Below are 12,218 nucleotides of genomic sequence, written 5' to 3'. Positions count from 1 at the left end.
TATTTTATTGATTTTTAATCAATTATATTTTTTGTCGTGTACTAAATGGCTGAAGTTAAAATTCTCGCTAAGTACGGAAGAATTGTTTATAATCATTCTGCTGGTTAACTGGAACCCTTGATCATCTTCATCTGTAACAGGTTCTGTTATACCTTTATAAATTTCAAAAGCTTCAGGACTTAAAAGACCTGATAAAATTTTTTCATTAATTACATCATTATATGGAAAACTAAACTCCGGCAAATCAGGAAACGGGATCAGTGGCGGCTGGCTGCAGGGATGTGCCGGATCTGTTGCTTTGGTAAGATCCTGGGAAGAACACCATTTTACTCTTTGGTCTTCGACATTTTTATTGTATGCATCTATAAGTGGTTTAATTTTTGCCTGATGGATTTCAAAAGCTGATGCATACTCAATTTCGTAATTTTTCTTATGCATGGCTTCAGCATTGATTAGTTCCGCTTTAAGTTTTTCCAGTAATTTATTACCTTCTTCTGCTAAAGCTTTTTGTTCAAGGGTTTGCAGGACATTATTAGCAAATGGTACTTCCTCAAAGTTGATTGTAGATATTCTTGACGTTACATTTGTATTTTGCTGAGAATCAAGAAAAATTTCGGCCGGTAAAACAACTTTAGCTAAGGCTTTTTCTTTGGCAGAACCTTGTGCCGTACATACATGGTGCGCTACTAAAAGTTGCATAGCCACTTCTTTAGCATAAAAATCTTTTTGTGTAAGTGCCTGGTAAATTAAATTTTCCCAAACCAATTTTAAATCTAGCGATGTGTCATTTATTGCCGTGGCTTTAATATTGATTTCTGATTCCGTTGCCTTGTCCTTATTTTTGGATAACCATACAGAGAAATCCGATAAAAGGGTATTTAAAGCCGACAGTTGTTCAGTTGTTTTGACTCTGCTGTAATTTGTGGCAGCTGTTTGTAATGCCGACAGTTTTGGTGAGCCCACAGATAAATTAGCTACAATTTCATTAAAATATCCCTTGTGTCCGCTTTGTTGGTTTATAAAACCGGCATTATTCGCAGTATTAGAAATTAATTCCGGTGCCCTCATATTAATAAATCTGAAGAGCGTGTTTTTGATTTGATTATTCATATTGATTAATTTTAAATTTACAAAATCTATATATCACCCGATAACGTTAAAAAATAATTTTATTATGTAAAAACCTATTAAAAATTTTTATATATATTTGATTTACTTGTTAAAAAAAAATATTATGGATAAACCTACACAAGACCGGATTGCAAAACTTCATCCTACAGTCAGGGAAGAAGTAGCAAAAATTGTTACAGAATGTAATACCGCACTGACAGGCAGGGCTAAAATCCGTATAACACAGGGGTTAAGAACATTAAAGGAGCAGGAAGGGCTTTATTCCTTGGGCCGTACTAAGGTAAACCCCATAGGTGTCACTCCAAAGAAGCCTTTTGGCAGCATAGTAACAAATGCTAGAGCAGGCCAAAGCATCCACAATTATGGTTTTGCGGTAGATATATGCCTTATTATAGATGGAAAAACAGTCTCCTGGGATACTGTAAAAGATTGGGACAACGACCAGGTTGCCGATTGGTACGAATGCGTAAGGATATTTGCTAAGTATGGTTGGGACTGGGGTGGCAACTGGAAAAAATTTAAAGATCTGCCACATTTTGAAAAAAAGAATTTTAATTCGTGGCAAAAATTAGCCAGGCTACAAAAAGATAGCCATGGCTACGTTATTATTTAATATATTAACATAGCTGCCAGGATTAACATCTAAATTTACAGGTAAAGCCCTTATTAATTCCAGGATTAATACGGGCTTTGTTTTTATTCCGGCTGTTGCCAACAATTTACTCTAAAACACACCCTTCTTAAAACCTGGCCCTGCCACGGTAGCTTCCTTTAATCAATGTAGGGCAGGGGCTTTGTATTTTTCAAAAATATGATGCTGCGCACACATCTTACAGGCATTAAAATTTGACAGTATGACAAATATCATATTTTGCGCCATACAGTAAAACTACTTTTGTTAACATAAATCTTAGAATAGGTATGAGTGTTATTTATCTGTTAATCTCCATTAGTATCGTTGTGGCTGTAGCATTTCTTTTTGCTTTTGTAAAAGCAGTTAAGAGTGGCCAGTATGACGATGACTACACACCCTCTGTCAGGATGCTCTTTGACGATGAACTCAAAAAAACTAAAAACAACCCTAAATAATAACTGATATGGAAGTGCAACAATTTTATTATGACAATAAAATAGTTAAAAAATTCCTCTACGCCACCATAGTGTTTGGTGTGGTAGGAATGCTTGCGGGCCTTGTTATAGCCTCTATGTACATGTTCCCCGGATTAACCGATGGCATATCCTGGCTGAGCTATGGCAGGCTGAGGCCGCTGCATACTAATGCAGTAATTTTTGCTTTTGTGGGTAATGCCATGTTTGCGGGGGTTTATTACTCGCTGCAACGGCTGCTGAAAACGCGTATGTTTAGCGATGTGCTGAGCAATATCAACTTTTGGGGATGGCAGCTTATTATAGTAGCAGCTGCTGTTTCACTTCCTTTAGGATATACAACATCAAAAGAATATGCCGAGCTGGAGTGGCCCATAGATATTGCTATTGCGGTCGTTTGGGTAGTATTTGGCATCAATATGATAGGTACTATACTACGCAGGCGGGAGCGCCACCTGTATGTGGCGGTATGGTTTTATATCGCTACATTTATTACAGTAGCTATCCTGCATATATTTAACAGCCTTGAGCTGCCGGTGAATGGGATGAAAAGCTACTCGGTATATGCCGGTGTTCAGGATGCGCTGGTACAGTGGTGGTACGGGCATAATGCTGTGGCATTTTTCCTTACTACACCGTTTCTGGGCCTTATGTACTACTTTTTGCCTAAGGCAGCCAACCGCCCTGTGTACTCTTACAGGCTTTCTATAATTCACTTCTGGTCGCTTATATTCATTTATATATGGGCAGGGCCGCACCACCTCTTATATTCGGCGTTACCTGACTGGGCCCAGAACCTTGGGGTAGTATTTTCGGTAATGCTCATAGCGCCGTCATGGGGTGGTATGATAAACGGTTTGCTAACTCTTCGCGGTGCCTGGGATAAAGTACGTACTGAGCCTGTACTTAAATTTTTTGTAGTAGCCATTACAGGGTATGGCATGGCAACGTTTGAAGGCCCCATGCTTTCACTTAAAAATGTAAATGCCATTGCCCACTTTACTGACTGGATTGTAGCCCACGTGCACGTTGGCGCCCTGGCATGGAATGGTTTTTTGACTTTTGCAGTTATCTACTGGCTTATTCCGCGTATGGCTAAAACAACACTTTATTCTGTTAAGCTGGCCAACTTTCACTTCTGGATTGGTACACTGGGTATCATACTTTATGCACTGCCTATGTATGTTGCCGGGTTTACGCAGGCTTCAATGTGGAAACAGTTTAACCCGGACGGTTCTCTTGTTTATGGTAACTTCCTGGAAACGGTAAAGCAGATAATGCCCATGTACTGGATGAGGGCCATAGGCGGTACTTTATTCGTAATCGGGCTTCTTGTACTGTGCTATAATATTATAATGACCGTGAGGCAGGGCCGCCGCATAGAAGACGAACTTGCCGAAGCGCCTGCACTGCAAAAAATCAGCAGCAGGAGGCTGAAAGGTGAGAAATTCCACCCCTGGCTGGAAAGAAGGCCTGTCCAGCTTACCATTCTTGCAACTATTGCGGTACTTATTGGAGGTATTATACAAATTGTACCTACAATTATGGTAAAGTCAAATATACCTACTATCTCAACTGTAAAACCCTATACACCGCTGGAGCTTGAAGGGCGCGACCTGTACATACGCGAAGGCTGCGTAAACTGCCACTCGCAGATGATACGCCCATTCCGCAGTGAGGTAGAACGTTACGGTGAGTATTCAAAATCAGGCGAATATGTTTATGACCACCCGTTCCTATGGGGTTCAAAACGTACTGGCCCTGACCTGATGAGGGTTGGTGGCAAATACAGCGACAACTGGCACTTTAACCACATGTGGGATCCGCAAAGTACGTCTGCCGGCTCTATAATGCCTGCCTACAAATGGCTGTTTGACAATAAGGCAATGGATTATTCAGACATTGAAAAGAAAATGGAAGTGATGGCGCAGCTTGGGGTGCCTTACACCAAACAGGACATCGCTAAAGCAAAGCAATCTATTGCAGAACAGTCAGCTAAAATTGAAAAAAGCCTGTACGCTGACCCTGATTTTGTAAAAAGCTACGAGGAAAGCAAAAAAGCGGCTGCCGCCAGGGGGGAAACTTTTGTGCCGATGAAAGACAGGGAGATTGTGGCGCTTATTGCTTACCTGCAGCGCCTTGGTACGGATATCAAAATAAAAAATACAACTGCGGCTGCAACTGCCGGGCTAAATAAGTAACTGCCATGCTGAAATTTGTAAAACATAACCTTGAAACCATTTCGGGGGTTGAGGTGTACCCGATAATATCACTGCTGATATTCTTTATCTTCTTTGTGGCACTTTACACCTGGGTATATACCTATAAGAAAGATAAGATAAACGAAATGAGCCTGCTGCCTTTTGAAAAGGAAGAAGGTGTTAACCAAAATAACTAACCTTAAACTTATAGCGATGAAAAAATTCATTCCCGTTTACGTTAGGATTCCGGCACTATTTGCCATAGTTTTTACTGCTGTAGAGTTGTTTGTAGACTCCGGGGACAGGCCGGCATTCCTTAAATATCCCATGGTGTCCATATTCCTGGTAGTATTCCTGTTCCTTCTCATTTCTGTGGAAGTAGTTGTAGCAGCTGTTGACAGGGTTACTGATGCGCTGCTTACCGAAGAACAGCGCAGGGAACGTGCTGTTGCTGAGGCTGCAGGCTTTACGGAATCAGTATGGTTTAAAAAATTAAAAGGATTTTTTATTAAAGGTAAGCCGGTTGAAGAAGAGGCATCAGTCATGATGGACCATAATTATGATGGCATCCATGAACTTGATAATGTGCTGCCGCCCTGGTGGGTAAAACTCTTTTACGCCACTATAATTTTTGGCCTTGTTTACCTGGTACGTTTCCATATTATGGATGGCGACAGCCAGTCAAAAGAATTTGAAGTGGAAATGGAGGAAGCCAGGGTAGCCGTAGAAGAATACAGGAAAACCGACAAAGATCTTATTGATGCCAATACAGTAACACTACTTACTGATGCCGGCGATGTTGCTGCGGGGAAAAAAATATTCGAGACTAACTGTGTGGCCTGCCACCGTGCTGACGGGGGCGGTTCCATAGGCCCTAACCTAACCGATGAGCACTGGATTTTAGGCGGAGGTATTAAAAATGTTTTTAATACTATAACCAAAGGCGGCCGCGACGGTAAAGGCATGGTCGCATGGCAGGGTACGCTTAAACCTTCTGAAATACAACTGGTAGCAAGCTATGTATTGTCATTGCAGGGTACACATCCCAAAGATCCCAAAGCGCCCGATGGGGATGTCTGGAAAGAAGAAGCCGTAACAAAAGCAACTGAAGTGGCCGCTAACATAAAACAATAGAGTGATGCATGCAGTTCAGGACGAAGATTTTCGTGACCATATTGGGACCATCAATGAGGAAGGAAAAAGAGCCTGGGTATATCCAAAAAAACCGTCTGGCAGGTTATACGATTACAGGAAATTTGTAAGCTACCTGCTGCTCACTTTTCTTTTTTCAGCGCCATTTATTAAAGTAAATGGCAACCAGTTCCTGATGTTCAATGTACTGGAGCGCCGGTTTAACATCTTCGGTTTCCCGTTCTGGCCGCAGGATTTTCACCTGTTTGTTATCTCAATGATTATCGGGGTAATATTTGTGGCATTGTTTACAGTGGCTTTCGGACGTATCTTTTGCGGCTGGATATGCCCGCAAACCATATTCCTGGAAATGGTTTTCCGCCGTATCGAATACTGGATAGATGGCGACCGGAGTGCCCAGATAAAGCTTGACAGGCAGGAATGGAACGCTGAGAAAATAAGGAAGAGGGTATTGAAATGGTTTATCTTTTTTATAATATCCTTTCTTATAGCCAATACTTTCCTGGCCTATCTTATAGGCAGCGATAAGCTGGTGCTGATGGTGGAAGACGGCCCCTTTGCACATCTGGGTAATTTTATTGCACTTTTCATATTTACGTGCGTGTTCTACTTTGTATTTGTATGGTTCAGGGAACAGGTTTGCATTATTGCCTGCCCTTACGGCAGGCTGCAGGGCGCCCTGCTGGATAACAAAACCATCGTAGTAGCCTATGACCATGTAAGGGGAGAAGCCAAAGCCGGGCGTGGCAAAATCATAAAGGATGAAGACAGGGCATTAGCAGGACGTGGCGACTGTATAGATTGTAAATTATGTGTTAGTGTTTGCCCTATGGGTATTGATATACGCAACGGCACACAACTTGAGTGTACTAACTGTACTGCCTGTATTGATGAATGCAATGCCATTATGGACAAAGTGGGTTTCCACAGAGGCCTGATACGGTATGCCAGTGAAGATGAGATAACCAAAAAAGAAAAGTTTGTATTTACGGCACGTATGAAGGGCTACACGGCCGTGCTGGCTATACTAATAGGGATTTTTACAGGCATGCTGTTCCTTAGAAATGATGTGGAAGCTACCATATTGCGCCTGCCGGGGCAGCTGTTCCAGCACAAAGGCGAGATGATAAGCAACGTGTTTACCTACAAGCTGGTTAATAAAACCACCAGGGATTTTAACAGGGTACACATTGAGCTTAAAGGTATTGAAGGAAATGTAAAAGTAGTAGGGAAGCCTGAGTTTAAGGTTGTAAAAGAAGGCCTGGCACAGGGCACAATGTTTATTGAGATACACCCTACGCACCTTAAAGGCGATAAAACTAAAATTACCCTTGAAGTGTATGATGGCAACCGGTGTATTGAGACAGAAACAACCAACTTTTTAGGCCCGAGAAGTTTTAATTAATAATAAAAAAGCAATATGAAAATTAATTGGGGTACGGGGATTGTAATTGCGTTTGCCCTGTTTATGGGTTTTATACTGTTCTTCGTTTTCAGGGTGCAGTCAGACCATAAATATGACAATGAACTTGTAGTAGAAGAATATTATAAACAGGAAAAAGGGCTCCAGGAAAAGTTAGACAAAGAAAAAAATGCAGCAGGGCTGCCACAAAAAGTACAGATACAAAATACGCCTGAAGCAATAAAAATAATTTTCCCTAAAGGGTTTGATATACATAAAATTAAAGGTAAAGTGTCCTTTTACAGGCCGTCTGACCGGAAGCTGGATTTTGAAATTCCCATTTCATTACCGGCATCTTATCTGCTCATACCTAAAAGTGATTTGGCAGGCGGCCGGTGGGACATTACCGTGGACTGGCAATATGAAGGTAAAGGCTATCTGAGCACGGCAATGCTGATGCTTTGAAGAAACCCACAAACTGTCAGCCAATAGTCAATAGTCAATAGCCAATAGCCAGTAGCCAATAGCCAATAGCCAATAGCCAATGNAGCGGAAATTTTAGTTAAAAAATTGAAAATCAGGACTTTAATTTACTAAATTTTCCGCTTCTTTCATTCAAAACAGACAACTTTTTTATATCGAACTCACGTTAATTATTTTACGCCTTGTGAACTATTTATTATAGAGGGGGAAACCAAAAGAGGATTATGAACAGCCATCTGCATAATGGACTGCTGAAAAGCGCATAGCTTTCAATATAGCCCCGATGGAAGCGGCATCCTCCGCGCCGCCCGCTTTTGCGGCGGGGAGATAGAGCTGACAGCGGGAAAAGGCCTGCCAAAAATGCCAAAGGCTTCCTGCTCCAAAGCAATATACCGCACACATGAACGAGGCTACCGGCTAACGGCAGGTAAAAAAGAAAGCGGCTGAGAAGCCGCCTGTTCCTGTTAATAATTTTATAATATGAGCATGGCATCGCCATAGGAATAGAAGCGGTATTTTTCGTTTACGGCTTCTTCATAGGCTTTTTTCATGAGGTCGTGGCCCATAAAGGCCGAAATCATCATGAGCAGGGTTGATTTTGGCGTATGGAAGTTGGTCACCATGCAATCGGCCACGCTGAAATCATAGGGCGGGAAGATGAACTTGTTGGTCCAGCCTACATAGGGATTGAGTGTTTTTTGCGATGATACGGAGCTTTCCATGGCGCGCATAACGGTAGTGCCTATAGCGCAAACGCGTTTTTTGTTTAGCTTGGCTTTATTTACAATATCACAGGCTTCCTGCTTTATCATAAGTTCTTCGGAATCCATTTTGTGCTTGGAGAGGTCTTCTACCTCAACGGGGTTGAAGGTGCCGAGGCCTACATGGAGTGTTATCTCGGCAAAATTTATCCCTTTGATTTCGAGCCTTTTTAGCAGGTGTTTTGAAAAGTGCAGGCCGGCAGTGGGTGCTGCCACTGCACCTTCTTCTTTGGCGTATATGGTTTGGTAACGCTCGGCGTCTTCGGGCACTACTTCCCTGTTAATGTACTTAGGTATTGGGGTTTCGCCCAGTTCGGTAAGTTTGTTACGGAATTCTTCGTATGACCCGTCATAGAGAAAACGCAGTGTTCTTCCGCGGGATGTAGTATTGTCAATTACCTCAGCTACAAGCGAGTCATCATCGCCAAAGTAGAGCTTGTTGCCAATCCTTATTTTCCTGGCGGGGTCCACGAGTACGTCCCATAGGCGTTGCTCGCTGTTTAGTTCCCTCAGAAGGAATACTTCAATCCTTGCGCCTGTTTTTTCCTTGTTGCCGTAAAGCCGTGCGGGGAATACTTTAGTGTTGTTCAGCACCATTACATCGCCTTCATCAAAATATTCCAGTATATCCTTAAAAAGCCTGTGCTCAATAGTTTTGGTTTTGCGGTTCACAACCATGAGGCGCGACTCATCCCTGTTTTCGGCAGGAAATTCGGCCAATAGTTCTTTTGGCAGGTTGAAATTGAAGTTAGATAATTTCATATATTCCGTATGATTTTTTAATTGCGTGCAAATATACTATCGGGAAACAGGCGTTGTCAAGTGTTTTGCGATATATTTACAGGCAAGCGTTGCGAGTGCCTGTAATTACTGTACATCGACAAGGAAGCCCAGCCTTATCATATCCTCCCAAAACGCAGGATAAGATTTAGAAACTACCCCGGCATCCTGTATAATTACAGGGATTTTTACTGCAAGCGGGGCAAATGCCATGGCCATGCGGTGGTCACTATATGTTGCAATAACCTCCCCCGGCCCCTCTAAAGAAGGGGAGCAAGGCTGATACCGGCTTTGAAAACCGGGATGTGGCTGTATAGAAATATGATCGTCAGTAACCGATACTTCGGCACCAAGCTTCTCAAGTTCAGTTTTAAGGGCGGAAAGCCGGTCCGTTTCCTTGATTTTTAAAGTGTGCAGGCCGGTAAGGCGGCAGCCTATGCCAAGCCCGAAACAGGTGACGGCAATAGTTTGGGCAATATCGGGCGTGCTGTTCAGATCCAGATGGAAAGCTATCGGTTCAGGGCTGCGTGCTTTAGTAAGGCGGATGTTGTTATTGTTAAATATAGTTTCTACGCCAAATTGTTGATATATATTTACAATTGCACTGTCGCCCTGCAGGCTGTTTTTTTTATACGATGAAAGTGTAACCGAGGTACCCTCTGGCGAAAGGGCAACTATGGAATAGTAATAGGAAGCCGAACTCCAGTCGCTTTCTATAATAATTTCACGTTTTAGATTGTTGATTTCAGGTTTAGGCGGAACAATGATAGTATTATCCTGAAATTTTGCATCAATGCCAACTTCATTTAGTAGGCTTAAAGTCATTTGTATGTATGGCAGCGAAGTGGCCTGCCCGTCGAGGGTTAGTTCCAGCCCGTTTTCAAGTTTTGGCGCTATAAGCAGTAGTGCAGTAATATACTGGCTGCTCACACCGGCCTTAACCGCGAGTCTGTTATTGGTAAGTTTCCTGCCCTTAATGCGCAACGGGGGAAAACCTTCATTTTCTAAATATTCTATATCTGCGCCAAGGAGGCGCAGTGCTTCAACAAGTATGGCTATTGGGCGCTGTTTCATGCGTGCAGACCCTGTCAATACCACTTCCCTGCCCTCCTGCGACGCAAAAAAAGCCGTTAGGAACCGCATGGCAGTCCCGGCATGCTGTACATCAATGACTGTGTTATTTCCACATAAAGCCTTGTGCATAACATCGCTGTCATCAGACACAGATGCGTTTTCAAAAATGATATTGGGGTAAAGGGCACTGAGCAGCAGTAACCTGTTGGTTTCGCTTTTAGATCCGGTTATGGTTATATGTCCGTTTTTGATACTGCCCGGCAGATGTACCCTTACGTCCATTACTTAAGTTTCTGGTTGTTGTGGTGGCGGTCATGGTCGCGCCTGCTTTTGAGGTCCATCTTCTTATCAAAGGCCGCCTGCAGGTCAACCCCCGTCTGGTTAGCCAGGCACAGTACCACAAAAACCACATCGGCAAGCTCTTCGCCAAGGTCTTTGTTTTTATCGCTTTCTTTTTCACTCTGTTCCCCATAACGGCGGGCTATTATACGGGCTACCTCGCCTACTTCTTCGGTAAGCTGCGCCATATTGGTAAGCTCATTAAAATAGCGTACGCCATGCTCTTTTATCCAGTTGTCAACTTCCTGTTGCGCGTTTTTTATGTTCATTATTCCCTATTTTTAGTATCAATTATAATTGTTACAGGCCCATCGTTTACCAACGCCACTTTCATATCGGCACCAAAACGCCCTGTCTGGACTTCTTTACCAAGTTCCTGTTTTATGGCCCGGACAAAAGCATCATAAAGAGGTATAGCCCTGGCAGGGCCTGCAGCCTTTATATAAGAAGGGCGGTTGCCTTTTTTTGTTGCCGCATGCAGGGTGAACTGGCTCACTACTATGATATCGCCCCCAATATCCTGTACCGGGAGGTTCATAATGCCGTTTTCGTCATTAAATATGCGGAGCCTGGCTATTTTGGCTGCCAGCCAGTCGATATCTTCCTGTGTGTCGGCTTCCTCAATACCCAAAAGTATAAGCAGGCCAGCTTTTATGGCGGCCACTGTTTCACCTTCAATGGTTACTGATGCCTCACTGGCACGTTGTATCACTACCCTCATTCTACTTCATTATCATCAGTATATCCGCCTGCATACGGGTCAGTCCTGTAACTTTCATCTTCCCCATCTAGTATTTGCAGGTAACTACGGTAGCGTGACCATGCAATTTCATCATTATCAAGAGCTTCCTTAACTGCACAGTGTGGTTCTTCTTTATGGAGGCAGTTATTAAATTTACACTGACCTTTCAGGGCAAAAAATTCAGGAAAATAATCGCCTACTTCATCCTTTTCCATATCTACAACCCCAAAACCCCTTATGCCGGGCGTATCTATAATTTTAGCCCCAAAATCCAGGTCAAACATTTCGGCAAATGTTGTGGTGTGCTGTCCCTGGCTGTGCTGCTCCGAAATCTCTTTGGTTTTTAAATTCAGCGAAGGCTGCAGCGCATTGGCTAATGTAGATTTCCCTACGCCCGAATGTCCTGAAAACATACAGACATTGCCTCTCATCGCTTCAATAAGTGTATCAATACCCTTGTGTTCTGTTGATGAAATACGCAGGCATTTATACCCTATCTTTTCATAAATATATTGCAGGTAAAGCTGCTCATCAAGGATAGCCTCATCCAGCGTATCAATTTTATGGAATACAATAACAGCATCAATACCATAAGCCTCGGCCGTAACAAGGAAACGGTCAATAAAGCTTGTTGTCGTCACAGGATTATGTATAGTTACCAACAAAAAAAGTTTATCAATATTAGCGGCTATGATGTGAACCTGCTTAGAAAGGTTTACTGACTTCCGGATGATATAATTCTTACGTTCATGTATGCCGGTAATAACACCCGTAACAATGTCAGCTGTACCATCAAGCTCAAAATCAACCACATCGCCTACAGAAACCGGATTAGTACTTTTGATACCTACAATACGGAACCTGCCCTTTATGCGGCAATCATACATTTGGCCCTCCGCCGTTTTTACTGTATACCAGCTCCCTGTTGATTTATATACCAGTCCTGTCATAGCCGCAAAGATAATAATAACAGTCCTTAATTCCCTCTTCTGCCAATTATTCAGGAGCATCACATTCGGGCATTTATACCGGCCTTTTTCCTGCTA

13 protein-coding genes are annotated in these 12,218 nt (G+C 42.8%); 7 read left to right on the top strand and 6 right to left on the bottom strand.

Features of this window, described 5'->3' with window-relative positions; all coding sequences use genetic code 11:
* Positions 1-18: 18 nt before the first annotated feature.
* The gene (locus CHU92_RS11330; protein ID WP_094415641.1) at positions 19-1,110 is read right to left on the bottom strand and encodes a hypothetical protein; all 1,092 of its coding nucleotides are present in this window, start codon (positions 1,108-1,110) and stop codon (positions 19-21) included.
* A gap of 124 nt (positions 1,111-1,234) precedes the next feature.
* On the opposite strand from CHU92_RS11330, the gene CHU92_RS11325 reads away from it, so the two are divergent.
* The 7 genes from CHU92_RS11325 to CHU92_RS11295 all read left to right on the top strand — a co-directional run bounded on the left by CHU92_RS11325 (position 1,235) and on the right by CHU92_RS11295 (position 7,458).
* Positions 1,235-1,744 carry a M15 family metallopeptidase gene (locus tag CHU92_RS11325; RefSeq protein ID WP_094415639.1) on the top strand — a complete coding sequence of 170 codons (510 nt, stop codon included), beginning with the start codon at positions 1,235-1,237 and terminating at the stop codon, positions 1,742-1,744.
* 308 nt (positions 1,745-2,052) lie between these two features.
* Complete coding sequence (gene ccoS / locus CHU92_RS11320) at positions 2,053-2,220, top strand: cbb3-type cytochrome oxidase assembly protein CcoS (RefSeq protein ID WP_094415637.1); 168 nt, start codon at positions 2,053-2,055, stop codon at positions 2,218-2,220.
* Positions 2,221-2,228: 8 nt separating this feature from the next.
* Entirely contained in the window at positions 2,229-4,439 is a 2,211-nt protein-coding gene (gene ccoN / locus CHU92_RS11315) for a cytochrome-c oxidase, cbb3-type subunit I (RefSeq protein WP_094415635.1), read from the top strand.
* Positions 4,440-4,444: 5 nt separating this feature from the next.
* Positions 4,445-4,636, top strand: a complete 192-nt coding sequence (locus CHU92_RS11310; protein WP_094415633.1) for a CcoQ/FixQ family Cbb3-type cytochrome c oxidase assembly chaperone — start codon at positions 4,445-4,447, stop codon at positions 4,634-4,636.
* A 16-nt stretch (positions 4,637-4,652) separates the two neighbouring features.
* A complete protein-coding gene (locus CHU92_RS11305; RefSeq protein WP_094415645.1) occupies positions 4,653-5,573 on the top strand; it encodes a cbb3-type cytochrome c oxidase N-terminal domain-containing protein in 921 nt (306 codons plus the stop codon).
* A gap of 4 nt (positions 5,574-5,577) precedes the next feature.
* Complete coding sequence (gene ccoG / locus CHU92_RS11300) at positions 5,578-6,996, top strand: cytochrome c oxidase accessory protein CcoG (protein WP_094415631.1); 1,419 nt, start codon at positions 5,578-5,580, stop codon at positions 6,994-6,996.
* A gap of 15 nt (positions 6,997-7,011) precedes the next feature.
* Positions 7,012-7,458 carry a FixH family protein gene (locus tag CHU92_RS11295; protein ID WP_094415628.1) on the top strand — a complete coding sequence of 149 codons (447 nt, stop codon included), beginning with the start codon at positions 7,012-7,014 and terminating at the stop codon, positions 7,456-7,458.
* Positions 7,459-7,949: 491 nt separating this feature from the next.
* Here the strand turns inward: CHU92_RS11295 and queA are convergent, their stop codons facing one another.
* From queA to rsgA, 5 genes are all read right to left on the bottom strand, one after another.
* A complete protein-coding gene (gene queA / locus CHU92_RS11285; RefSeq protein WP_094415624.1) occupies positions 7,950-8,999 on the bottom strand; it encodes a tRNA preQ1(34) S-adenosylmethionine ribosyltransferase-isomerase QueA in 1,050 nt (349 codons plus the stop codon).
* A 105-nt stretch (positions 9,000-9,104) separates the two neighbouring features.
* Positions 9,105-10,373 (bottom strand): 3-phosphoshikimate 1-carboxyvinyltransferase, encoded by a 1,269-nt coding sequence (locus CHU92_RS11280; RefSeq protein WP_094415622.1) that lies wholly within the window; start codon positions 10,371-10,373, stop codon positions 9,105-9,107.
* Positions 10,373-10,699, bottom strand: a complete 327-nt coding sequence (locus CHU92_RS11275) for a nucleotide pyrophosphohydrolase (protein ID WP_094415620.1) — start codon at positions 10,697-10,699, stop codon at positions 10,373-10,375. The genes CHU92_RS11280 and CHU92_RS11275 overlap by 1 nt, the downstream gene beginning before the upstream one ends.
* Positions 10,699-11,151, bottom strand: a complete 453-nt coding sequence (gene dtd / locus CHU92_RS11270; RefSeq protein ID WP_094415618.1) for a D-aminoacyl-tRNA deacylase — start codon at positions 11,149-11,151, stop codon at positions 10,699-10,701. The genes CHU92_RS11275 and dtd overlap by 1 nt, the downstream gene beginning before the upstream one ends.
* Entirely contained in the window at positions 11,148-12,122 is a 975-nt protein-coding gene (rsgA, locus tag CHU92_RS11265; protein WP_094415643.1) for a ribosome small subunit-dependent GTPase A, read from the bottom strand. Before rsgA ends, dtd begins: the two co-directional genes overlap by 4 nt.
* Between the last annotated feature and the right edge of the window lie 96 nt (positions 12,123-12,218).

It is taken from the genome of Flavobacterium cyanobacteriorum, from assembly GCF_002251835.1.
GTDB classification, from domain to species: domain Bacteria; phylum Bacteroidota; class Bacteroidia; order Flavobacteriales; family Flavobacteriaceae; genus Flavobacterium; species Flavobacterium cyanobacteriorum.
Note: the sequence above shows the minus strand (reverse complement) of the source record. Positions and strands in the feature narration are given on the sequence as shown.

Bases quoted from the DNA above. Each gene is read 5' to 3' on its own strand.
- CHU92_RS11330 (WP_094415641.1), bottom strand. From the start codon at position 1,110: ATGAATAATCAAATCAAAAACACGCTCTTCAGATTTATTAATATGAGG.
- CHU92_RS11325 (WP_094415639.1), top strand. From the start codon at position 1,235: ATGGATAAACCTACACAAGACCGGATTGCAAAACTTCATCCTACAGTC.
- ccoS (WP_094415637.1), top strand. From the start codon at position 2,053: ATGAGTGTTATTTATCTGTTAATCTCCATTAGTATCGTTGTGGCTGTA.
- ccoN (WP_094415635.1), top strand. From the start codon at position 2,229: ATGGAAGTGCAACAATTTTATTATGACAATAAAATAGTTAAAAAATTC.
- CHU92_RS11310 (WP_094415633.1), top strand. From the start codon at position 4,445: ATGCTGAAATTTGTAAAACATAACCTTGAAACCATTTCGGGGGTTGAG.
- CHU92_RS11305 (WP_094415645.1), top strand. From the start codon at position 4,653: ATGAAAAAATTCATTCCCGTTTACGTTAGGATTCCGGCACTATTTGCC.
- ccoG (WP_094415631.1), top strand. From the start codon at position 5,578: ATGCATGCAGTTCAGGACGAAGATTTTCGTGACCATATTGGGACCATC.
- CHU92_RS11295 (WP_094415628.1), top strand. From the start codon at position 7,012: ATGAAAATTAATTGGGGTACGGGGATTGTAATTGCGTTTGCCCTGTTT.
- queA (WP_094415624.1), bottom strand. From the start codon at position 8,999: ATGAAATTATCTAACTTCAATTTCAACCTGCCAAAAGAACTATTGGCC.
- CHU92_RS11280 (WP_094415622.1), bottom strand. From the start codon at position 10,373: ATGGACGTAAGGGTACATCTGCCGGGCAGTATCAAAAACGGACATATA.
- CHU92_RS11275 (WP_094415620.1), bottom strand. From the start codon at position 10,699: ATGAACATAAAAAACGCGCAACAGGAAGTTGACAACTGGATAAAAGAG.
- dtd (WP_094415618.1), bottom strand. From the start codon at position 11,151: ATGAGGGTAGTGATACAACGTGCCAGTGAGGCATCAGTAACCATTGAA.
- rsgA (WP_094415643.1), bottom strand. From the start codon at position 12,122: ATGACAGGACTGGTATATAAATCAACAGGGAGCTGGTATACAGTAAAA.